The sequence below is a fragment of the Alkalilacustris brevis genome (assembly GCF_003350345.1).
Classification (GTDB): domain Bacteria; phylum Pseudomonadota; class Alphaproteobacteria; order Rhodobacterales; family Rhodobacteraceae; genus Alkalilacustris; species Alkalilacustris brevis.
Map to the genome: position 1 here is coordinate 1 of NZ_QNVJ01000082.1, position 21780 is coordinate 21780.

Annotated in this window: 17 protein-coding genes and 1 pseudogene; 9 read left to right on the forward strand and 9 right to left on the reverse strand. The window is 67.7% G+C overall.

All coding sequences use genetic code 11. The features are described 5' to 3' along the window. From DQ229_RS16540 to folD, 5 genes and pseudogenes are all read left to right on the forward strand, one after another. Positions 1-459: pseudogene (locus DQ229_RS16540) on the forward strand (hypothetical protein); the annotation flags it as partial. Positions 460-537: 78 nt separating this feature from the next. Beyond that, positions 538-2457: an ATP-dependent zinc metalloprotease FtsH gene (ftsH, locus tag DQ229_RS12890; protein ID WP_114966670.1), complete on the forward strand. Its 1920-nt coding sequence runs from the start codon at positions 538-540 to the stop codon at positions 2455-2457. After that, complete coding sequence (locus DQ229_RS12895; protein ID WP_114966671.1) at positions 2454-3239, forward strand: methyltransferase domain-containing protein; 786 nt, start codon at positions 2454-2456, stop codon at positions 3237-3239. Before ftsH ends, DQ229_RS12895 begins: the two co-directional genes overlap by 4 nt. Before the next feature lie 197 nt (positions 3240-3436). Next, entirely contained in the window at positions 3437-5113 is a 1677-nt protein-coding gene (locus tag DQ229_RS12900; RefSeq protein WP_114966672.1) for a formate--tetrahydrofolate ligase, read from the forward strand. 275 nt (positions 5114-5388) lie between these two features. Then, a complete protein-coding gene (folD, locus tag DQ229_RS12905; RefSeq protein ID WP_114966673.1) occupies positions 5389-6291 on the forward strand; it encodes a bifunctional methylenetetrahydrofolate dehydrogenase/methenyltetrahydrofolate cyclohydrolase FolD in 903 nt (300 codons plus the stop codon). A 12-nt stretch (positions 6292-6303) separates the two neighbouring features. On the opposite strand, the gene DQ229_RS12910 is transcribed toward folD, so the two are convergent. From DQ229_RS12910 to DQ229_RS12935, 6 genes are all read right to left on the reverse strand, one after another. Continuing rightward, positions 6304-6801: an ureidoglycolate lyase gene (locus DQ229_RS12910; RefSeq protein ID WP_114966674.1), complete on the reverse strand. Its 498-nt coding sequence runs from the start codon at positions 6799-6801 to the stop codon at positions 6304-6306. Between the two features lie 260 nt (positions 6802-7061). Next, on the reverse strand, positions 7062-7622 hold the full coding sequence (ilvN, locus tag DQ229_RS12915) for an acetolactate synthase small subunit (protein ID WP_114966675.1): 561 nt from the start codon (positions 7620-7622) through the stop codon (positions 7062-7064). A 73-nt stretch (positions 7623-7695) separates the two neighbouring features. Further along, entirely contained in the window at positions 7696-9450 is a 1755-nt protein-coding gene (locus tag DQ229_RS12920; protein WP_114966686.1) for an acetolactate synthase 3 large subunit, read from the reverse strand. Positions 9451-9865: 415 nt separating this feature from the next. Further along, on the reverse strand, positions 9866-10720 hold the full coding sequence (locus tag DQ229_RS12925; protein WP_114966676.1) for an arginyltransferase: 855 nt from the start codon (positions 10718-10720) through the stop codon (positions 9866-9868). Between the two features lie 96 nt (positions 10721-10816). Beyond that, positions 10817-11257 (reverse strand): RDD family protein, encoded by a 441-nt coding sequence (locus DQ229_RS12930; RefSeq protein ID WP_114966677.1) that lies wholly within the window; start codon positions 11255-11257, stop codon positions 10817-10819. A 22-nt stretch (positions 11258-11279) separates the two neighbouring features. After that, the gene (locus tag DQ229_RS12935) at positions 11280-11750 is read right to left on the reverse strand and encodes a YbaK/EbsC family protein (protein WP_114966678.1); all 471 of its coding nucleotides are present in this window, start codon (positions 11748-11750) and stop codon (positions 11280-11282) included. A gap of 160 nt (positions 11751-11910) precedes the next feature. On the opposite strand from DQ229_RS12935, the gene trmB reads away from it, so the two are divergent. After that, on the forward strand, positions 11911-12618 hold the full coding sequence (gene trmB, locus DQ229_RS12940) for a tRNA (guanine(46)-N(7))-methyltransferase TrmB (RefSeq protein WP_114966679.1): 708 nt from the start codon (positions 11911-11913) through the stop codon (positions 12616-12618). A 145-nt stretch (positions 12619-12763) separates the two neighbouring features. Here trmB and speE read toward each other — a convergent pair whose 3' ends face one another. The 3 genes from speE to DQ229_RS12955 form a co-directional block, all read right to left on the reverse strand. Further along, complete coding sequence (gene speE, locus DQ229_RS12945) at positions 12764-13624, reverse strand: polyamine aminopropyltransferase (RefSeq protein ID WP_114966680.1); 861 nt, start codon at positions 13622-13624, stop codon at positions 12764-12766. After that, entirely contained in the window at positions 13621-14154 is a 534-nt protein-coding gene (speD, locus tag DQ229_RS12950) for an adenosylmethionine decarboxylase (RefSeq protein ID WP_114966681.1), read from the reverse strand. Before speD ends, speE begins: the two co-directional genes overlap by 4 nt. A gap of 129 nt (positions 14155-14283) precedes the next feature. Further along, positions 14284-17877 (reverse strand): PAS domain-containing hybrid sensor histidine kinase/response regulator, encoded by a 3594-nt coding sequence (locus DQ229_RS12955; RefSeq protein WP_162300866.1) that lies wholly within the window; start codon positions 17875-17877, stop codon positions 14284-14286. Positions 17878-18152: 275 nt separating this feature from the next. Here DQ229_RS12955 and obgE point away from each other — a divergent pair, with 275 nt between their 5' ends. From obgE to DQ229_RS12970, 3 genes are read left to right on the forward strand one after another with little or no spacing between them, the layout of a single operon-like run. Beyond that, positions 18153-19196, forward strand: coding sequence for a GTPase ObgE (gene obgE, locus DQ229_RS12960; RefSeq protein WP_114966683.1), 1044 nt, complete (start codon positions 18153-18155; stop codon positions 19194-19196). Then, complete coding sequence (proB, locus tag DQ229_RS12965) at positions 19184-20290, forward strand: glutamate 5-kinase (protein WP_114966684.1); 1107 nt, start codon at positions 19184-19186, stop codon at positions 20288-20290. The genes obgE and proB overlap by 13 nt, the downstream gene beginning before the upstream one ends. Then, a complete protein-coding gene (locus DQ229_RS12970) occupies positions 20287-21552 on the forward strand; it encodes a glutamate-5-semialdehyde dehydrogenase (RefSeq protein ID WP_114966685.1) in 1266 nt (421 codons plus the stop codon). The genes proB and DQ229_RS12970 overlap by 4 nt, the downstream gene beginning before the upstream one ends. The last annotated feature ends 228 nt before the right edge of the window (positions 21553-21780 follow it).

A 21780-nucleotide genomic window follows, 5' to 3' on the forward strand; every position in this document is an offset into this window, starting at 1 on the left:
CGCACGGCGGCGCTGCATGGCTGCCTGCTGTTGCCTGATACGCCCGAGGGCTGGCTGCGGGTGGCGCGCGAACATGCCGCGGTGGCGGATTTCCGCGCATCATCCGGCGCCCCCTGGGACGGGCGCTGGCGGCTGGAGCCGTTGCGCGCCGCAGTGACCGGGGGCGAAGTGGCCGCGCTGGGTGAGGCGGGATTGCAGGCGCTCAAGGACCGGGCGGAGCGCGCGGATTGCAGCGGTGGCGATGCCTTCGGCGAGGATATTTTCGCCAAGAAGAAGGAGCTTGCGCAGGGGGGGCAATGGCGGCGCCTGCGGCAGGCGCTGCTGGCATTGCCCGCAGTCTGGGCCGGCGGGCGGCTGCTGGCGGTGCCGGTGTTGCGGGCAGACGGCGAGGATGCCGGATGGCGGCTGGCGCAGGCGCCGGGTGCGGCGGATTTTCACGCATCGCTTTTATCGCATTGAACCCCGGGCACATATCCTTATTTTGTATATCAACCGATCGGGCCCGCAGCCGCGCGCCCTGACACGAAGGAGCTTTCCTTGGGTAATCTGAAAAACATCGCCTTCTGGGTCGTGTTGTTCCTGCTGATGCTGGCGTTGTTCAACCTGTTCAGCAACGGGCAGACGACGACATCGGCGCGCTCGATCCCCTATTCAGAGTTCATCGAGCGGGTGGATGCCGGCCAGGTGGCGCATGTCACCATCGATGGCGAGCGCGTGAGCATTCGTGGCCGCGACGGCCAGCAGCTTTCCACCGTGAAGCCTGACGGGGTTGACCTGACCGACAGGCTGCTGGCGGCCGAAGTTGCGGTCGAGGTGCGCCCGCAGGAAACCTCGGGCTTTCTGTCGGCGCTGGGGCTTTGGCTGCCCTTCCTGCTTCTGATTGGCATCTGGATCTATTTCATGAACCGGATGCAGGGCGGCGGGCGCGGCGGCGCCATGGGGTTTGGCAAGTCGAAGGCCAAGCTGCTGACCGAAAAGACCGGCCGCGTCACCTTTGACGAGGTGGCGGGCATCGATGAGGCCAAGGAAGAGCTGGAAGAGATCGTCGAATTCCTGCGCAACCCGCAGAAGTTCAGCCGGCTGGGCGGGCATATCCCCAAAGGCGCGCTTCTCGTGGGCCCGCCGGGCACCGGCAAAACGCTGCTGGCGCGTGCCATCGCGGGCGAGGCCGGCGTGCCGTTTTTCACCATTTCGGGCTCGGATTTCGTGGAGATGTTCGTGGGTGTCGGTGCGAGCCGCGTGCGCGACATGTTCGAGCAGGCCAAGAAGAACGCGCCCTGCATCGTCTTCATCGACGAGATCGACGCGGTGGGGCGCTCGCGCGGCGTCGGCTATGGCGGCGGCAATGACGAGCGCGAGCAGACGCTCAACCAGCTGCTGGTCGAGATGGACGGGTTCGAGGCCAACGAGGGCATCATCATCGTGGCGGCTACCAACCGCCCCGATGTGCTGGACCCGGCGCTGTTGCGCCCCGGCCGCTTCGACCGGCAGGTCCAGGTGCCCAACCCCGACATCAAGGGCCGCGAGAAGATTTTGGGCGTTCACGCGCGCAAGGTGCCGCTGGGGCCGAATGTGGACCTGCGCATCATCGCCCGCGGCACGCCAGGGTTCTCGGGGGCCGATCTTGCCAACCTGGTGAACGAGGCGGCGCTGATGGCGGCGCGCAAGGGGCGGCGCTTTGTCGTCATGGACGATTTCGAGGACGCCAAGGACAAGGTCATGATGGGGGCCGAGCGGCGCTCCATGGTGATGACCGAGGACGAGAAGAAGCTCACCGCCTATCATGAGGCCGGCCACGCCATTGTCGGGCTGAACGTGCCGCAGCACGATCCGATCCACAAGGCCACGATCATCCCGCGCGGGCGCGCGCTGGGGCTGGTGCTGTCGCTGCCCGAGCGTGATCAGCTGAGCGTGACCTACACCAAGTACAAGTCCAAGATCGCCATGGCGATGGGCGGCAAGGTCGCCGAGGAGCTGATCTTCGGCAAGGAGAACGTGACCTCGGGCGCGGCTTCGGACATCCAGCAGGTCAGCCGGATCGCGCGCGCGATGGTCACGCAGTTCGGCTTTTCGGAGGATCTTGGCAATATCGACTATGCCAACGAGCAGCAGAGCTATCTCGGGGCGTATCAGGGGCCGTCGAGCATCTCGCCCGAGACGCAGAAGATGATCGACGCCGAGGTGCGCAAGATCGTCGATGAGGGCTATGAGACGGCCAAGCGGATCCTGACCGAGAAGCGCGACGATCTGGAGCGGCTGGCGCAGGGGCTGCTGGAATACGAAACGCTGACGGGCGACGAGATCCGCAAGGTGATCGCGGGCGAGCCGCTGGACCGCGCCGATGATGATGGCGACGACGCCAGCGGTAATACGGCCAGTGTCACGGCGATACCCAAGACCAGCAAGACGAAAGGGTCGCGCCCGGACGACGGGATGGAGCCCGAACCCAGCGCATGAGCGCGGCGGCCGACTGGGACCCGGGCGCCTATGGGCGCTTCCGGGGCCTGCGGCTGCGCCCGGCGCTGGACCTGCTGGCGCAGGTTCCGGCCCCGGCCGGGGAGGCGGTGGCCGATCTGGGCTGTGGCAGCGGCGCGGTCGGGCCGGTGCTGCGGGCGCGCTTTGCCGGCGCGCGGCTGACCGGGATCGACGCCAGCGCGGCGATGCTGGAGCGTGCCGCGGCTTGTGGCGCCTATGACCGGCTTGAGCAGGGCGATATCGCCGGCTGGCGGCCCGAGGTGCCGCCGGCGCTGATCTTTTCCAACGCCGCACTGCAATGGCTGGGCGATCACGCGCGCCTGATGCCGCGGCTGGCGCGGCACTTGCCGGCGGGCGGGGTATTGGCGGTGCAGATGCCGCGCAACGATGCAGCGCCCTCGCATGCGCTGCTGCGGTCTTTGGCGCGGCGGATGTTTCCGGGGCGGCACCCCGAACAGCTGTTCGCGGCCCCTGTCGCCCCGGCGCGCGACTATGTGGCGATGCTAACGCCGCAGGGCACCGTCAATGCCTGGGAGAGCGAGTATGTCCAGCGCCTCGCCCCGCTTGATGGCGGTGGGCACCCGGTGCGCGCCTTTACCGAAAGCACGATGATGCGCCCTTTCGTGGCGCCGCTCGAGCCGGAGGAGGCCACGGCCTATGTGACCGCCTATGAGGCGGAACTGAACGAGGCCTATCCGCGTCAGGCGGACGGCTCGGTGCTGTTTCCCTTTCGCCGTGTGTTCTTCGTGTTGCACAAGGACTGAACAGGCGCGTCCAGGCGCGCCCCGGAGCGACGGATTTCTGCTATCCGGCACCGATGGTGCCGATGCGAAACCGCGGGCGGCGGAAATCGGCGCGGATCGGTCGCAAATGCCTTTCCGCGATATCGTCCGGCACCGTAAGGAGGGGGAAAGCGCAGACCATTGCGCAGGATACCGAGCGAGGGGAAGGAAAACCGCACATGGCCCACAGGAGTGACATCGAGATTGCCCGCGAGGCCGACAAGCTGCCGATCCAGGAGATCGGCGCCAGGCTGGGCATTCCTGCCGAACATCTGCTGCCCTTCGGCCATGACAAGGCCAAGGTGGGGCAGGCCTTCATCGAGGGGCTGGGCAGCCGCCCGCGCGGCAGGCTGATCCTGGTCACGGCCATCAACCCGACACCGGCGGGCGAAGGCAAGACCACCACTACCGTGGGGCTGGGCGACGGGTTGAACCGGATCGGGCGCAAGGCCGCCATCTGCATCCGCGAGGCCAGCCTCGGCCCCTGCTTCGGCATGAAGGGCGGCGCGGCAGGCGGCGGTCTGGCCCAGGTGGTGCCGATGGAGGACATGAACCTGCACTTCACCGGCGATTTCCATGCCATCACCAGTGCGCATAACCTGCTGGCGGCGCTGATCGACAATCACATCTACTGGGGCAACACGCTGGAGATCGACGAGCGCCGGATCGTCTGGCGCCGGGTGATGGACATGAACGACCGCGCCTTGCGCGACAATGTCGTGGGGCTGGGGGGCGTGGCCAACGGCTTCGCCCGGCAGACGGGGTTCGACATCACCGTGGCGTCGGAGGTCATGGCGATCCTGTGCCTGGCCACCGATCTGGGCGATCTGCGCCGCCGGCTGGGCGAGACCATCGTGGCCTATCGGCGCGACCGCACGCCGGTCTACGCCCGCGACCTCAAGGCCGACGGGGCGATGACTGTTCTTTTGCGCGACGCGATGCAGCCCAACCTGGTGCAGACGCTGGAGAACAACCCGGCCTTCGTGCATGGCGGGCCGTTCGCCAATATCGCCCATGGCTGCAATTCGGTGATCGCCACCCAGACGGCGCTGCGGCTGGCCGATTACGTGGTGACCGAGGCGGGTTTCGGTGCCGACCTCGGCGCCGAGAAATTCTTTGACATCAAGTGCCGCAAGGCGGGGCTGACGCCTTCGGTCGCGGTGGTCGTGGCCACGGTGCGCGCGATGAAGATGAATGGCGGCGTGGCCAAGCCCGATCTGGGGGCCGAGAATGTCGAGGCGGTGCAGAAGGGCTGCGCCAACCTTGGCCGCCACATCGCAAATGTGAAAGGCTTCGGCGTGCCGGTGGTGGTGGCGATCAACCATTTCACCGGCGATACCGAGGCCGAGATCGCCGCAGTGCAGGAGTATGTGCGCGCCGAAGGCGCCGAGGCGATCATCTGCCGCCACTGGGCCGAAGGCAGCGCCGGGATCGAGGAGCTTGCGCATCGCGTGGCCGATCTGGCCGATGCGGATGCGGGGAACTTCGCGCCCCTCTACCCTGACGAGATGTCGCTTTTCGACAAGATCGACACCATCGCCAAGCGCATCTATCGCGCCGACGAGGTGATCGCCGACAAGAAGGTGCGCGACCAGCTGCGCAGCTGGGAGGCCGATGGCTACGGCCACCTGCCGATCTGCATGGCCAAGACGCAATACAGCTTTTCGACCGATCCGAACTTGCGCGGGGCGCCCACCGGCCATACCGTGCCGATCCGCGAGGTGCGGCTTTCAGCGGGGGCGGGGTTCGTGGTGGCGATCTGCGGCGAGATCATGACCATGCCGGGCCTGCCGCGCAACCCGGCGGCCGAGGCGATCATGCTCAACGAGGCGGGCGAGATCGAAGGGCTTTTCTGAACGGGCCGGGCCAGGCGGCGCTTGCGCCTTGCGGCGCGTCGCCCCGCCCGCCGGCCCGCAAGGCAATGCTGCAATTGCGGCATTGTCAGGGGCAGCGGCAAGCGGGTAGGAAGCGCGGGACCCGCGCAAAAGCGAGGTGTCGCCTGCCATGCGCAATGCTGCCCGTTGCCGCGCCATGACCGGGGCGCGCGGGCCGCGATCGCTGGCGGCGCGAAGCCGGACCGGCACTTGCGGCGCACCTGTGGCGGGGCTGAATTGAGAGGAACAGTGGAAAGATGACGGCAAGCATCATCGACGGCAAGGAATTCGCGACGCGGCTGCGCGCGCGGGTGGGGGCGCATGTGGCGCGGATGAAGGCCGATCACGGGGTGACACCGGGGCTGGCGGTGGTGCTGGTGGGCGAGGACCCGGCAAGCGAGGTCTATGTGCGCAACAAGGGCCGCCAGACGGTCGAGGCGGGCATGGCCTCGTTCGAGCACCGGCTGTCCGCGGATACCGGCGAGGCCGAGTTGCTGGCGCTGATCGCGCGGCTCAATGCCGACCCGGCGGTGCACGGCATCCTGGTGCAGCTGCCGTTGCCCGCGCATCTGAACGCCGATCTGGTGATCAACGCCATCGCGCCGGAAAAGGACGTGGACGGGTTCCATATCCTGAATGTAGGGCGGCTGGCCACGGGGCAGAAGGCGATGGTGCCCTGCACGCCGCTGGGGTGCCTGCTCATGCTGCGCGAGCAACTGGGCAGCCTGCAGGGCGCTGACGCGGTGATCGTCGGGCGCTCGAACATCGTGGGCAAGCCGATGGCGCAGTTGCTGCTGGGCGAAAGCTGCACGGTGACAGTGGCGCATTCGCGCACCCGCGATCTGCCCGCCGTCTGCCGCCGCGCCGATATCCTGGTCGCGGCGGTGGGCCGGCCGCGGATGATCCCCGGCGATTGGATCAAGCCCGGCGCCACGGTGATCGACGTGGGCATCAACCGCATCGACGCGCCCGAGCGCGGCGCCGGCAAGACGCGGCTGGTAGGAGATGTGGATTTCGACAGCGCCGCCGCTGTCGCCGGGGCGATCACCCCGGTGCCGGGTGGCGTGGGGCCGATGACCATCGCCTGCCTGCTGGCCAACACGGTCACCGCGGCCGCGCGCCTCCACGGCCTGCGAGAGCCGGAGGGGCTGTCGGCCTGAACGCGTGCGCTTTCAGCGCCGCGCGGCGGTGATCAGCCAGGGGGTGGCGAAGGCGTGTTCCTCGAGGTTCGGGGTGGGGCCGATCCGGTCGAACACGGCGAAAAGCCCCGGCGCGGCCAGCGGCGTGAGCACCGCGTGCCAGGTGCCACGCAGATAGTTCACCCCCTGGCCCGGATGGGCGAGAAAGGCACGCGGCCGCCCGGGCCGGCCGCCCTGATCGGGCGCGACGACCACCAGAAACGGCGCCGCCGTCATCGGGATGAAGGCCTGCGAGCCCTCCGGGTGGCGCTCGACCATGTCGAGGCGGAGGGGAAGGCTGCGCGGCTCGGCCCGGAAGATCGACAGCCCTGCCCGTCCGCCGGGGCCGAAGTCGAGCCGCGCGCGGTCGTGAAACCGTTCGCAGAACCCGGCATTGATGACCTTGTCGGGGGGGCCGGCGGCCTCGAGCAGATCGCCGAAGGGGGCGAAGGCGTCAGCCGTGAGAGGTTCGGTATGCAGGGTTTCTGACATCGGGGCGGGGCCGGTTCTTGGGGGAGAGGGGGACGGGGGCTGTCTGCCCCCCTTGCCCCGCTTTCGCGGGCAATTCCCCCCGAGGATATTTTCGTCACAGTGAAGGGAACGGAGGTGTGCTGCGAGCGGGGCGTGGCGGGGCCGCGACCCTGCTGCCTTCATGTGCGGCGTGAGAGCGCGGAATCTTTACACTTATGCGCCGCGTGAGCGCGTGGAATCCTTGCATTCATGCGCCGCGAGAGAGCGCGGCATCCTTGCATTTATGCGCCGCGAGAGAGCGCGGCGACGCCAGTGCGAGCCATTTCGCGCAAGCCCAGCGGGCGCATGAGTTCGGCGAAGGCGTCGATCTTTTCCGGTGTGCCGGTGATCTCGAAGATGAAGCTTTCGAGGGTGGAGTCGACCACATTGGCGCGGAAGATGTCGGCCAGGCGCAGCGCCTCGACGCGGGCGTCGCCGGTGCCCGCGACCTTGAAGAGCGCCAGTTCGCGCTCGACCGAGGCGCCCTCGGCAGTGAGGTCATGCACGCCGTGGACAGGCACCATGCGGCCGAGCTGGGCCTTGATCTGTTCGATCACCTGCGGCGTGCCGGTGGTGACGACAGTGATGCGCGAGAGATGCCCCTCGTGGTCGGTTTCGGCCACCGTGAGGCTTTCGATATTGTAGCCCCGGCCCGAGAAGAGCCCGATCACGCGCGCCAGCACGCCGGGTTCGTTATCGACCAGCACGGCCAGCGTGTGGCGCTCCTGCACGTCGGCGTTGGGGTCGCGCAGATCGTAGGCCGAGTGCTTGGACGAGCCTTTCTTGATTTTCAGCGGGGACATTTGCGAGCCTTCCTTGATCTTGCGGGCGGGCCGGCCCGGGCGGGCGCGGCCCCGTCGGGTGGCGGGCCGGGCCTCAGACGAGGACCGCGCCCTTGGCGCCGATTGCGTTCGCGGGGTCGGCTTCGCCCAGCAGCATCTTGTTGTGCGGCTCTCCGCTGGGGATCATCGGGAAGCAGTTCTCGTGCTTCTCGACCAGGCAGTCCATGATCACCGGGCCGTCATGGTTGATCATCTCGAGGATCGCATCGTCGAGATCGGCGGGGTTGTCGCACTTGATGCCCTTGGCGCCGAAGGCCTCGGCCAGCTTGACGAAATCGGGCAGCGACTCGGACCAGGAATGCGAGTAGCGCTCGCCATGCAGCAGTTGCTGCCACTGGCGCACCATGCCGAGGCGTTCATTGTTGAGGATGAACTGCTTGACCGGCAGGCGGTACTGCACGGCGGTGCCCATCTCCTGCATGTTCATCAGCCACGACGCCTCGCCCGCGACATTGATGACCAGCGCGTCGGGATGCGCGATCTGCACGCCGATCGAGGCGGGGAAGCCATAGCCCATGGTGCCCAGCCCGCCCGATGTCATCCAGCGGTTGGGAGCCTCGAAGCCCAGGTATTGCGCGGCCCACATCTGGTGCTGGCCCACTTCGGTGCAGATATAGCGGTCATGGCCCTTGGTGAGGGCCTCAAGCCGCGTGAGGGCGTGCTGCGGGCGGATCATCTTGCCCGAGGGCTTGTAGGACAGGCAGTTCACCGCCTTCCATTCGTCGATCTTCTTCCACCATTTCTGCAGCCCGGCCGCGTTGGTCTTGCGTCCACGCGCCTTCCAGACGCGAAGCAGATCCTCGAGCACATGCGCCACGTCGCCCAGGATCGGCACATCGGCATGGACCACCTTGTTGATCGAGGAAGGGTCGATATCGATATGCGCCTTTTTCGAATGCGGCGAGAAATCGGCGATGCGGCCGGTGATCCGGTCGTCGAAGCGGGCGCCGATATTGATCATCAGGTCGCAGCCATGCATGGCCAGGTTGGCCTCGTAGGTGCCGTGCATCCCCAGCATGCCCATCCAGTGCTTGCCCGAGGCCGGGTAGGCGCCCAGCCCCATGAGCGTGGAGGTGATGGGAAAGCCCGTGGCATCGACCAGTTCGCGCAGCAGCTGGCTGGCGGCGGGGCCGGAGTTGATGACGCCGCCGCCGGTGTAGAAGATCGGCCGCTCGGCGGTTTCGATCATCTCGGCCAGACGCGTGATCTGTTCCAGGTCGCCCTTGAGCCTTGGCTGGTAATGGGCGGTGGGCGTCTTGTGGGGGGGCGTATATTCGGAGGTGGCGAATTGCACATCCTTGGGAATGTCGACCAGCACCGGGCCGGGGCGGCCGGTGGTGGCGACATGGAAGGCCTGGTGGATGGTGCGCGACAGGTCCTTGGTGTCCTTCACCAGCCAGTTGTGCTTGGTGCAGGGCCGGGTGATGCCGACAGTGTCGGCTTCCTGAAAGCCGTCGGTGCCGATCATGAATGTGGGCACCTGGCCTGTCAGCACGACAATCGGGATGGAATCCATCAGCGCATCGGTGATGCCGGTGACGGCGTTGGTCGCGCCGGGGCCGGAGGTGACGAGCACGACGCCGGGCTTGCCGGTGGAGCGCGCATAGCCTTCGGCGGCGTGGGCCGCGCCTTGTTCGTGCCGCACGAGGACATGGCGGATGTCGTTTTGCTGGAAGATCTCGTCATAGATGGGAAGCACGGCGCCGCCGGGGTAGCCGAACACCACTTCGACGCCCTGATCCTTCAGCGCCTGAACCACCATCTTCGCACCGGTCATAGCCCGTGTCATGCCCTTGCTCTCCATCCGCTTGGGTGCTGCCTTCGGGCCGGATCGGCCCGGGCGGCAACGCCCTGTTCGCCACGCAACAAAAAACCCCCGGTGTTGAGGCGGGGGCGCATTGGGGTCCGTTCAGGCAACCGTTACCGGCCCATGCGCCATTTTCCCACTACAGATACCGGATCAATGAGGCCGTGCATCGCGTCACCATTGCCTTTCGGAGTTTGCTGCACCAGCGACATTATTCACCCCGGCGGGGGGCGTCAACCGCGAAAAGGGGGAATGCCCTGTCATTTTCTGACGTGGCCGGGCGGTTTTGTTTCGCAAAGTTGCGCGCGCGGGGGTGGAGGCGGCATTTTTGCAAAGCATCTTGCGGCTGCAGCGAAGCGCCGGGCCGCAGCACGGCAAATTGCGCCGCAAGCGGGGCTCAGGGCCTGGTCGGGCGGGTGTCGGGCAGGTTGATGCGGGCGACCTGCTCGGCGATCGGGGCGATCTCGAGCGGATGCGTGGCGGCGGAATAGGCCGCCGGGTCGCCCAGGTCACGCCAGGCGCCGCGATGATAGACCTCGAGCGTGCCGAACCGGGCCTTGTAGCCCATCTTGCGGCTGCCCGGCACCCAATAGCCGAGATAGACATAGGGCAGACCGATCTCGCGCGCGAGCGCGACATGGTCGAGGATCAGATAGGTGCCCAGGCTGGCGGCGGACATGTCGGGCTCGTAGAAGGAATAGACCATCGACAGCCCGTCATCGAGCACATCGGTCAGGCAGACGGCGACCAGATCCTGCGCGTCGCTCCGGGCTGCGGCGCCGCTGTCCGCCGAGGCCGGGCGCAGGTATTCGATGACGCGCGAGCGCACCGGCGTCTCCTCGATCATGGCGGCGAATTCGAAGATGTCCATGTCGGCCATCCCGCCATCGGCGTGCCGGTTGTCCAGATAGCGGCGGAACAGGCTGTACTGTTCCTCGCTGGCCCAGGGCGAACTGGCCCGCCGTTGCAGCGCCGCGTTGCGTCTGAGCGTGCGGCGCTGGCTGCGCGAGGGGCGGAAATCGGCCACCCGGATACGTGCTGACATGCAGGCCGCGCAATCGGCGCAGGAGGGCCGGTAAAGCACGTTCTGCGAGCGCCGGAACCCCTGTTTGGACAGCGCGTTGTTCAGCTGCTCGGCAGTCTCGCCCTGAAGCGAGGTGAACAGCTTGCGCTCGGTCCGGCCCGCGAGATAGGGGCAGGGCTGGGGGGCCGTCACATAGAACTGTGGCGCAATGGGCAGTGTGTGGCGCATGAGCGGTGAGTCCTGCTTTGTCCACCGAGGTTAGCAAGGCAAGCGGCATGCGCCAAGCAGAGTTTCGCAGACCGGCCCAGTGATGTGGATGTCCGCTCAGTGCGGCGCGGGGCGGTTCAGGGCGGTGGTGTGCAGAAGATGGTCCGATAGCCCCTGGCCGCGCGGGGTGAGCAGCATCAGCGCGGCCGAGATCAGAAGCAGAACCGGCACCAGTTGCGCGATGCAGAACACCAGCGAATGCACGAAGGCCTGCATCGGGTCGAGCCGCTGGCCCGACAGGCGCCGGAACTCGATCGCCATCAGCATCATGCCCGGCGTGGCCGACCAGCGCCCGATGGAGACCGCGCGATAGGCCAGGTTCACCGCAAACAGCAACAGCGGCATGATCAAAAGCCCGGTCAGCGCCGTCAGCACCAGCACCACCACGAACAGCAGCAGGATCAGCACCGTATCGACGGCCCAGGCGGCAAGCCGCTTGGCCGGCACCCAGGCGTAGAATTCGGGCAGAAGCTCGGGGTCGGGCAGGGGGTGGGGCATGATGCGGTCCTCTCTGCGGCGCTCAGGCCACGAAATCGGCCTCGACGGCGCTGCAGGCCTGCGCGATGGCGCGCGGATGGGCGGCGAAGATGTGGCGCGGCGTGCCGGCGGCGGCCCAGACCGTGTCGAACGTGCCCAGGCGCGGGTCAATCCAGCAGGGCACCGGCGCGATCAGCCCCAGCGGCGAGACCCCGCCGATGGCAAAGCCCGTCTCGGCCCGCACCAGCGCCGCATCGGCGCGACCCAGCCGCTCGCCCGCCAGGGCCGAGGCCTTGTCGGCGCAGACCCGGTTGCCGCCGGCGGTCAGGAACAGCCGCACATGGCCGGTTTCCTCGCCCCGGAAGACGATGGATTTCACGATCTGGTCCAGCGCGCAGCCGGCGGCGGCGGCGGCCTCTTCGGCGGTGCGGGTGGAGCCGTCCATCTCGATGATTCGGGCTTCGATCCCGGCCTCGTCGATGGCGCGGGCCACGCGTTTCAGGCTTTTGCTCACGGGTCTTCCGCTCCCTGTCGTTTTGGCGCGTCAGTATGCCCGGCGCGGGCCGGGCCGCAACCCCCCGCCCGGCACATGGCGGCCCGCACGGGATTGACCCCGGCCGCCGCACCCCGCATATCGCAGGCCAGAGCGCCGAACGAACCCGAAAGACCTGCCCGTGACGTCACAGACCCCACCGCCCAAGCGCAATTTCTACGGCCGCCGCAAGGGCAAGGCGCTCAAGCCCAACCAGCGGCGCTGGATCGAGGAAGACCTCGACCGCCTCGCCCTGCGTGGCGTGACCGCAGAGGAAAACCCCGCCCGCCGGCCCATCGACCCCGGCGCGATCTTCGGCGATGGGCGGGATTTATGGCTTGAGGTGGGCTTCGGCGGTGGCGAACACCTGGTGCATCAGGCGCGGCTCAGCCCCGATGTCGGGCTGATCGGCTGCGAGCCTTACCTGAACGGCGTGGCCATGCTGCTAGGGCGGCTGCGCCGGGCGGGGGTGGAGAATGTCGCGCTGCATCCGGGCGATGTGCGCGACCTGTTCGACGTGCTGCCCGACGCCTGCATCGCGCGCGCCTTTCTGCTCTATCCCGACCCCTGGCCCAAGGCGCGCCACCACCGCCGCCGTTTCGTGACGCCCGAGCACCTGGTGCCGCTGGCGCGGGTGCTCAGGCCCGGCGCCCTGTTCCGGCTGGCCACCGACATTCCCGACTACGTGCGCCAGGCGATGGAAGAGGTGCCGGGGCCGGATTTCGAATGCCTCAACCCCGACCCCGCCGACTGGCACAGGCCCTGGGACGACTGGTATTCCACCCGCTACGAACAAAAGGCCCTGCGCGAGAGGCGGCGCCCGCATTACCTGACCTTCCGGCGGCGCTAAGGGGCAGGACTCTCGCGCGCCGCTTCATCCGCTGCCGCGCGCCCCGAGGTCGCATCCCGAGATCGCGCCCCGCCCCATCTTCTTGGCAAAAATATCCACTCCGCCGCTTGCCAGAGGCGCCACAGCGGGTCTTTGCGCCGGCCCGTCAGCCCCTGGGCAGCAGCTTGCGCACATAGCCGGGCAGGGCAAAGGCGGCGCGGTGCACCTCTGGGGTGTAGTAGTCGCAGGCCAGCCCTGCGGCCTCGTAGCGGCGGCGCAGCACATCGACGGGCGTGCGCCGGGCTTCGCCATCGGTGGCCCAGCCAAAGGCCATCGGCCCGCCGGCATAGGACGGCACCGAGGCCAGGTAGCAGCCCCAGTCGCGAAACAGTGCCTTGAAGGCGCGCAGCGTGTTGGTCAGCTCGTCGGGCTGCAGGAAGGGCACGCCGTTCTGCGTGACCAGAATGCCGCCCTCAGCCAGCCGCTCGCGCGCATGGCCGTAGAAGCTGTCGGTGAACAGCACCTCGCCGGGGCCGACCGGATCGGTCGAGTCGATGATGATCACGTCGAAGCTTTCCCGCGCGGAGCGCATGTAGTCCGCGCCATCGGCGATCACCAGTTCGAGGCGCGGGTCGTCGAACGCACCCTGCGACAGGCCCGGCAGGTATTGCTTTGAAAACTCCACCACGCCCGCGTCGATCTCGACCATGGTGACATGTGCGACATCGGCGTGGCGCAACACCTCGCGGGCCATGCCGCCATCGCCGCCGCCCACGATCAGCACGCGCCGCGCCGCCCCATGCGCCAGGATCGGCACATGGGTCAGCATCTCGTGATAGATGAAATTGTCGCCTTCGGTGGTCTGCACCACCCCGTCGAGCGTCAGCACCCGCCCGAAGCGGTTGTTCTCGAAGACGCGCAGGCGCTGATGCTCGGTCTCGCTGTCGTAAAGCAGCGTCTCGACCTTCAGCGCCTGGGCGTAATCGGCATGCAGTGTCTCGAAGCTCCAGCCGTCGCGCAGGCTCATGCCGCGCGCTCCTCGGCGGTCACCAGCCCGTCGCCGCGCAGCAATTCACGCACGCGCACGTCGTCGGTCTCGAACGCCGCCTTGAGCACACCGACCGCGCGCCAGGGTTCGGCATCGCCGCACATGAACACGTCGAACGCGCCATAGCCGATTTCCGGCCATGTGTGCACCGAGATGTGGCTTTCGGCCAGCACTGCCACGCCGCTCACGCCCTGGGGGCTGAACTTGTGGGTGTGGATGTGCAGCAGCGTCGCGCCACATTCCGTGACGCAATCGCGAAAGGCGCGCTCAATGCGCGCCTCGTCATCCAGCCCGGTGCCATCGACCACCTCGATGATCAGATGGGTGCCGGCATAGACCCGGCCGTTGCGGCGGATGAAATGGTCGTCACGCCCGCTGTCGCACAGCGCGTCGGCGCGGGCGGGCGTCGTTGCACAATTGTCGAACGCAGCCTTGCGGCCACGGAGGTCTTCCGCATGGGCGCCTGTCTCCAGACCGATCCCCAGTTGGAAGAGGTTGGCGTCTTTCATGGCGCACCCCTTCGTACCAGCAGATTGAATCCAGAGGATCCTTAGCGCCCCCCCGTCTTGCGGGGATGGGATCGGAACCTCTCGTGGCGGGCACCTAAGGCCAGCGTGCGAGTCGTTCAACCCCCGATTTCATTTCGGGTGCAGATTTCTTTGCGGGGCTGGCGCAGCTGCCGGGCCGCGCTGAAGCGCCCGGGCGATTCCCGCGGCCAGGGTTTCGGGGCTGAGCGGCTTGGAGACATGCGCGGCAAAGCCCGCCGCCAGGTATTCCATCACCTGATGGTGCATGGCATTGGCGGTGACGGCGATGGCGGGGCTGGGCGGTTGGCCGGCCTCTTCCTCGTGCCTGCGGATTTCTGCCAGCGCCTCGACGCCAGTCATGTCGGGCATCGAGATATCGAGCAGCAGAAGATCGGGCGGGTCTTCGCGTGCGCTGGTGACAGCCGCCCCGCCCGACTCCACGATCCGTGCGGAAATGCCGATTTTCTCCAGAAACTTCCCCATGAGAAGCCGGTTGGTCGCGTTGTCATCGGCCACCAGCGCGGTCAACCCGGCGGGCAGCGCCAACGCGGCGCTGCCTTCGGCGGCCTGCCCGTTGCCGGCCTCGCCGCCGGCGGCGCCATTGCCGGTTCTTGCAGCCTTTGCGGGCCTGGCTGCAATGGGCGCGCCATTATCTGTGGATTGCGGCATATCGTCGGTGTCCGCATCGCTTTCGGGCAGCGGCAGCTCCACGGTGACGCATGTGCCCTCGCCCGGCGTGCTTTGCAGGCTGATGCGACCCTGCATCAGTTCGACCAGCCGACGGGTGATCGACAGGCCCAGCCCCGAGCCGCCATGCTTGCGCGTGGTCGAGCTGTCGCCCTGCACGAATTCCTCGAAAACCCGCGCGATCTGTTCCTGCTCCAGCCCGATCCCGGTGTCGCTGACGACGACCAGCAGGGTCTCGGTAGAACATCTGAACCGCACGCGGATTTCGCCGGTCTCGGTGAACTTGACGGCGTTGCCCACCAGGTTGTGCAGGATCTGCAGGATGCGGTGCGCATCGCCCTGCCGCAGCGTGTCGACGTCGGGGCCAGGGTCGAGCGTGAAGCGCAGGCCCTTCTCTTCGGCGCGCAGCCGGTGCAGCGATGCGACCCGCCGCATCAGTTCCGAGGGGCGGAAATGGCCGATATCCAGTTCCAGCAGCCCGGCCTCGATCTTGGAAAAGTCAAGGATGTCGTTGAGGATCGTCACCAGCGCGGCGCCGGAATCGCGGATCACGCCGAGCATCTCGCGTGCCTCGCCCTGCGGGATATGCTCTTCGAGAACGGCGGCCATGCCCATGATCCCGTTGAGCGGCGTGCGGATCTCGTGGCTCATGTTTGCCAGGAAACGCGACTTGGCGATGTTGGCCTCTTCGGCACGCAGGCGCGCCTCGTAAAGCGCGGTCACGTCCGAGCCGACGCCGCGGTACCCCCTGAACCGCCCCTCGCGATCGAATACCGGCGCCCCGCTGACGCGCACCCAGACGTTGCGGTCGCGGATGGCGGGGTTGCGGTACACGAAATCCTTGAAGGGCGCGCGCGCCTCCATCCGCTCGCGCAGCCAGTCCCAGTCGGCCTCGGCCGGGGCTGCGCCGAAATGCGCGGCGATATCCTCGTGGGTCTTGCCGATATGGAATGCGGGCGGCGGGCCGCCCATCTCGGCCACCGATTTCGAGATGAAGGTGAAGCGCAGCTCCTTGTCGAGTTCCCAGAACCAGTCGCGGCTGACCGAGGCAAGATCGAAAAAGCGTGCCTCGGCGGCGTCGCGCTCGCGCAGGGCCTTTTGCAGCCGGGAATTCGCGGCGGCCAGTTCGGCCTCTTTCTGCGCACGCTCGGCATCGAGCTGCTTGCGCTCGGTGATGTCGCGCGCGGTTATCAGAAAGCGCGGCTGCCCATCGACATGGCCCTTGGGGGCGATCGACACCTCGAACCAGCGCAGATGGTCGAACACCTCGATCGGCTGGGCCGGGCCGGCCCCCGTGGCAAGCGTGTCGCGCAGCGATGCCAGCAGTTCATCGGCCGAGGCCGCGGCCAGAACGTCATGCAGGGTCTTGCCGGGGTATTCCTCGGGCGGCCATTGCAGATGCGACGAGGTGCCGTCACGCGCCTCGATGATGCCGCCTTCGGCATCGACCTCGAACAACAGGTCGGGGATGGCATCCAGCGTCGCCTGAAGCGTGTTGCGCGCGCTGATCGCCTCCTGCTGGCGGCGGCGCAGTGCGGTGATGTCGATGTGGAACGCGACAAGCTCGCCTCGCCGGGTGCGCCGCTCGACAGTGCGCAGGAAACGCCCGTCGGGCAGGCGCTGCTCCACTGTCAGGCCGCCCTTTCTGCGGCCCTCCAGGCGCTCGGCCAGCCAGTGTTCTTCGCGCCCCATGGCATCGGGCAGCTGACCGCGAGCAAGCGCGTAGCGCTCGATTTCCTCGAAGGTGACACCGGGGCGCAGCACCGGCGCGGTCAGGGCGTAGAATTCGCGGTAGCGCCCGTTGCACATGACAAGCCGGTCCTGGCGGTCGAACAGCACGAAGGCATCCGGCAGGGCCTCCACGGCCTCGATCAGCCGGTCGCGGGCTGCGCGTGCGGCATGTTCCAGTATCTCAAGCCGCCCGGCATTGGCGCGGGCGGCGGTGATCTCGGTTTCGACGCAGACATGCCCGGTCACATGGCCCTCGGGGGCGCGCACCGGCTCGATATTGGCATCGAACCAGCGCAGGCTGCCATCCGGGCCGCTGCGCAGCATGTCGGCGCGCACCGGTTGACCGGCGCGCAGCATGGCCTCGATCTCGGCCAGGCCGGAGCCTTCGGGGGCGGGCGAGCCGAGCAGGTCGAGCGCCTTCTGCCCGATCACCTGCGTCCGGTTCAGGCCCGATTGCTGCGCGAAGGCAGGGTTGATCCATTCGACACGCAGCGAGCGATCAAGCAGCAGGACGCCGTTGGTGGTGTTTTCGGCCACCGCGCTGAGCCGCTTGTGCCATTTGTGCCGCTCGTATTCCGAGGTGACATCGCGCAGCGTGCCATAGGCGCGCACCGGCTTGCCACCCTGCATCTCGGCGGTGCCGGTCAGATGCACACGTATCTCGCGGCCGCGCCCGGTGATGCAGGGCAGTTCAAGATCGAAACTTTCGCCCGTGGCCAGAAGCTGTTCGGCCGCAGTGGCAAGCTTCTGGCGCGCGGCTTCGGGATAGCCTGCGAACGCCTCGGCCATCGTGGGGTGCACCTGGCCGGGCAACAGTTCGTGAATCCGGTAGATGGCGGGCGACCAGTAGAGTTCGCGCGTCTCGACATCGATTTCCCAGGTGCCTGTGCCGGTGGCGCGCTCGACCAGTTCGGCGTGGCTCAGGCGGCGGTGGTTTTCAGTGATGTCGCGGGCAATGGCCACCAGCCGGACTTTGCCCGGCACGGGGGCGAATCGCCATTCCAGCCGCCGGTAGGCCATGCCCTCGGTGCGGATACGGTTGCGCAGCCGTGCCGGTTCGCCGCCGCCGCGGGCGATCTGGCGCAGTATGGCTTCGGTTTCGCTGCGCTCATTGGGATGCACGCGATCCAGCAGCCGGCTGCCTTCCAGCGTCTCGGGCTCCTGCCCCAGAAGCCCCGCCCAGGCCCTGTTGGCGCGGAGGATGCACCCGTTGCCGTCGAGCAGGCAGAACAGCTCTTCCGAGTGTTCGAAGAAAAAGCTGGCTTCCGGCGGTTCAACGGTTGTCACAGGTGGCGGCCTCTTCTGACGGCGGGTTGGCACTGGCAGCGGGCGCGGGCACCCGGCCGGGCAAGGGTAACGCGAAACCCGCAAAGGAAAAGCCGGTTTTATGGCCCTGCGTGACTTGTGCCGCGGGTGTGCGCCTCTGGCCGCATTGCAGCGTGCCGATTGCCCAGCGGAATCCGCCGCCGGGGTTGAGCCGGCAGCGGTTTCGGCATATCGCCTGACTTCGCAGCGGTTTTCCCAAGAAAACCGCCCGAGCCTGCAGCGCAAGGGGCCATGACATGAAGTTTCTCGATCTCGCAAAGGTCCATATCCGCTCGGGCGGGGGCGGGGCGGGCTGCGTCAGCTTCCGGCGCGAGAAGTTCATCGAGTTCGGCGGCCCCGACGGTGGCGATGGCGGGCGCGGCGGCGATGTCTGGGCCGTGGCCGTGGACGGTCTGAACACGCTGATCGATTTTCGATATCAGCAACACTTCTTCGCCAGAAACGGCCAGCCCGGCATGGGCAAGGGCCGCACCGGCAAGGATGGTGAGGGCATCACGCTGCGTGTGCCCGCGGGCACCGAGATCCTCGACGAGGACGAAGAGACCGTGATCGCCGACCTCGCCCATGTCGGCGATCGGGTGCTGCTGGGTAAGGGCGGCAATGGCGGCTGGGGCAACCTGCGCTTCAAATCTGCGACCAACCAGGCCCCGCGCCGCGCCAATCCAGGGCAGGAAGGGGTCGAGCGCACGATCTGGCTGCGGCTCAAGCTGATCGCCGATGTCGGGCTGGCGGGGCTGCCCAATGCGGGCAAATCGACTTTCCTGGCGGCCACCTCGAACGCGCGGCCCAAGATCGCCGATTACCCCTTCACAACGTTGCACCCCAATCTGGGCGTTGTCGCGGTGGACGGGCACGAATTCGTCGTGGCCGACATCCCCGGCCTGATCGAGGGCGCAAGCGAGGGCCGGGGCCTGGGCGATCAGTTCCTCGGCCATGTGGAGCGCTGCGCGGTGCTTTTGCACCTCGTCGATGGCACCTCGGAGGATGTGGCGCAGGATTTCGCCGTGATCTCGCGCGAGCTTGCGGCCTATTCGCCGAAAGTGGCGGCCAAGCCGCGCATCGTGGCGCTCAACAAGGTCGATGCATTGGACGAGGAAACCCGTGCCGAGCGCCGCGCCGCGCTGGCCGAAGCCTTCGGCGCGTCGGTGATGGAGATGTCGGGCGTCTCGGGCGAAGGGGTGTCCGAGGTGCTGCGCGCGCTCTACCGCGAGGTTGCCGCGCGCCGCCGCGCCGATGCCCCGCCCGACGATGAAGAGGACGATGCCCCATGGCGAAGCTGAGCGCAGCGCGCCGCCTTGTCATCAAGATCGGCTCGGCGCTGCTGGTCGAGGCCGGCACCGGGCGGCTGCGCGACGGATGGCTGCGCGGGCTGGCCGAAGACGTGGCGATGATCCGCGCGCGGGGCACCGATGTGATCCTGGTGTCATCCGGCTCCATCGCGCTGGGGCGCGGGGTGCTGGGGCTGGCCGCGCAGACCCTGCCGCTGGAACAAAGCCAGGCGGCGGCTGCGGTGGGTCAGATCCGGCTGGCGCGCGCCTATGAGGATGCGCTGGCCCCCCATGGCATCACCGCCGCGCAGGTTCTGGTGACGCTGGAGGATACCGCCGACAGGCGCCGCTACCTGAACATCCGCGCCACGTTCGAGACGCTGCTGGGTTTCGGCGCGGTGCCCATCGTCAACGAAAACGACACCATCGCCACCGATGAAATCCGCTATGGCGACAATGACCGGCTGGCCGCGCAGGTCGCGGTGACCGTGGGCGCCGATCACCTGGTGCTGTTGTCGGATGTCGACGGGCTTTACACCGGCAATCCGCAATCCGATCCGCAGGCGCGCCGGCTCGATCATGTGGCCGCGATTACGCCCGAGATCGAGGCAATGGCGGGCGATCCGGTCTCGGGCCTGTCCAAGGGCGGGATGAAGACCAAGCTGATGGCGGCCAAGACAGCGACAGTGGCGGGCTGCTCGATGGCGATCACCCAGGGCGCGGTGCAGCGCCCGCTCCTGGCGCTGGAAGAGGGCGCGCCCTGCACATGGTTCGCACCTCAGGGCGATCCGCAGACCGCGCGCAAGCGCTGGATCGCGGCGATGAAGGAAAAGGGTGTCCTCCGGATCGACACGGGCGCCGCGCAGGCGTTGAAAGGTGGCAAGTCGCTGCTGCCTGCCGGGGTGGTCGCCGTCGAGGGGGCCTTTGGCCGGGGCGATCCGGTGGCTATTCTCAGTCTCGACGGGGTGCGGCTGGGGCTGGGGCTGGTGCGTTATACCGACGAAGAGGCCCGCGCGATCAAGGGGCGCCATTCGGGTGACATTGCCGCGATCCTGGGCTATCCGGGGCGGGCTGCGCTGATCCACAGGGATGACATGGTGCTATGACCGACCAGATCGACATTGCAGGATTGATGCGGGAAATCGGGGTGCGGGCGCGCATGGCGTCCGCCGAACTGGCCCATGCCCCGGCCGAGGCCCGCGCCAAGGCGCTTGAGGCCGCCGCCGATGCGGTCGAGGCCGCGCAGGCCGATATCATCGCCGCCAATGCCCGCGACATGGAACTGGGCCGTGAAAAGGGGCTTGGCCCCGCCATGCTGGACCGGCTGATGCTGGACGAGGGGCGGATCGCGGGGGTCGCCGCCGGGCTGCGCGCCGTCGCCGCCCAGCCCGACCCGGTGGGGCAGGTGATCGCCGAGTGGGACCGGCCCACGGGGCTGCATATCCAGCGGGTGCGCACGCCGCTCGGTGTCGTCGGCGTAATCTATGAATCGCGGCCCAACGTGACCGCCGATGCCGGGGCGCTGTGCCTCAAGGCGGGCAATGCGGTGATCTTGCGCGGCGGATCGGAAAGCTTTCATTCCTCCACCGCGCTGCACGCCTGCATGGTCGCGGGGCTGCGCGCGGCGGGGCTGCCCGAGGCCGCGATCCAGCTTGTGCCCACCCGCGACCGCGCCGCCGTGGCCGAGATGTTGCGCATGGTCGAACATATCGATGTGATCGTGCCGCGCGGCGGCAAGGGGCTGGTCGGGCTGGTCCAGGCCGAGGCCCGCGTGCCGGTCTTCGCCCACCTCGAAGGCATCTGTCATGTCTATGTCGACAAGGCCGCCGATGCGGACAAGGCGCGCCGCGTGGTGCTCAACGCCAAGACCCGGCGTACCGGCATCTGCGGCGCGGCCGAGTGTCTGCTGATCCATCGCGATATCGCCGAAGGGCTGGGCGCGCAGATCATCGCCGATCTGGTCGCCGCCGGGGTCGAGGTGCGCGCGGGCGAGGGGCTGCAGCACCTGCCCGGCGTGGTGCCGGCGGCGCCCGAGGATTTCGGCCATGAGTTTCTCGACAACATCATCGCCGCTGCGGTGGTCGATGATGTGGACGGCGCGATTGCCCATATCCGGCGCTATGGCTCTAGCCATACCGAGGCGATCCTGACCGAGGACGACGATGCCGCGACCCGGTTCTTCACCCGGCTCGACAGCGCGATCCTGATGCGCAACGCCTCGACCCAGTTCGCCGATGGCGGCGAGTTCGGCATGGGCGCCGAGATCGGCATCGCCACCGGCAAGATGCACGCGCGCGGCCCGGTGGGGGCCGAGCAACTGACAAGCTTCAAGTATCTGGTGACGGGCGTCGGCACGGTGCGGGGCTGAGCGCGGTCCCTGATGCCGAGTATCGTCTCACAGCGTTTCGGCTATTCGTTGAAACGCCGAAACGCTGTAGTGTTCACCACCCAACACGAGATACCCGATGGAAACATGGTATCGGACGCAGATCCAACATCCTGGAGCAAACCTGTCAGGTGACGGCCTGGAGCCTTTCGCTGACACGCGCCCTGCGCGGAATCGAGGCCGAAGGCCGCCGCGCATCGCCGGGCCGCC

What these genes read in the sequence shown, in the direction of transcription:
- DQ229_RS12925 (WP_114966676.1), bottom strand. Translation starts at nt 10,720, where the DNA reads ATGCGCCACACACTGCCCATTGCGCCACAGTTCTATGTGACGGCCCCC.
- speD (WP_114966681.1), bottom strand. Translation starts at nt 14,154, where the DNA reads ATGAAAGACGCCAACCTCTTCCAACTGGGGATCGGTCTGGAGACAGGC.
- DQ229_RS12895 (WP_114966671.1), top strand. Translation starts at nt 2,454, where the DNA reads ATGAGCGCGGCGGCCGACTGGGACCCGGGCGCCTATGGGCGCTTCCGG.
- DQ229_RS12970 (WP_114966685.1), top strand. Translation starts at nt 20,287, where the DNA reads ATGACCGACCAGATCGACATTGCAGGATTGATGCGGGAAATCGGGGTG.
- folD (WP_114966673.1), top strand. Translation starts at nt 5,389, where the DNA reads ATGACGGCAAGCATCATCGACGGCAAGGAATTCGCGACGCGGCTGCGC.
- obgE (WP_114966683.1), top strand. Translation starts at nt 18,153, where the DNA reads ATGAAGTTTCTCGATCTCGCAAAGGTCCATATCCGCTCGGGCGGGGGC.
- DQ229_RS12900 (WP_114966672.1), top strand. Translation starts at nt 3,437, where the DNA reads ATGGCCCACAGGAGTGACATCGAGATTGCCCGCGAGGCCGACAAGCTG.
- DQ229_RS12910 (WP_114966674.1), bottom strand. Translation starts at nt 6,801, where the DNA reads ATGTCAGAAACCCTGCATACCGAACCTCTCACGGCTGACGCCTTCGCC.
- DQ229_RS12920 (WP_114966686.1), bottom strand. Translation starts at nt 9,450, where the DNA reads ATGACACGGGCTATGACCGGTGCGAAGATGGTGGTTCAGGCGCTGAAG.
- proB (WP_114966684.1), top strand. Translation starts at nt 19,184, where the DNA reads ATGGCGAAGCTGAGCGCAGCGCGCCGCCTTGTCATCAAGATCGGCTCG.
- DQ229_RS12930 (WP_114966677.1), bottom strand. Translation starts at nt 11,257, where the DNA reads ATGCCCCACCCCCTGCCCGACCCCGAGCTTCTGCCCGAATTCTACGCC.
- ilvN (WP_114966675.1), bottom strand. Translation starts at nt 7,622, where the DNA reads ATGTCCCCGCTGAAAATCAAGAAAGGCTCGTCCAAGCACTCGGCCTAC.
- speE (WP_114966680.1), bottom strand. Translation starts at nt 13,624, where the DNA reads ATGAGCCTGCGCGACGGCTGGAGCTTCGAGACACTGCATGCCGATTAC.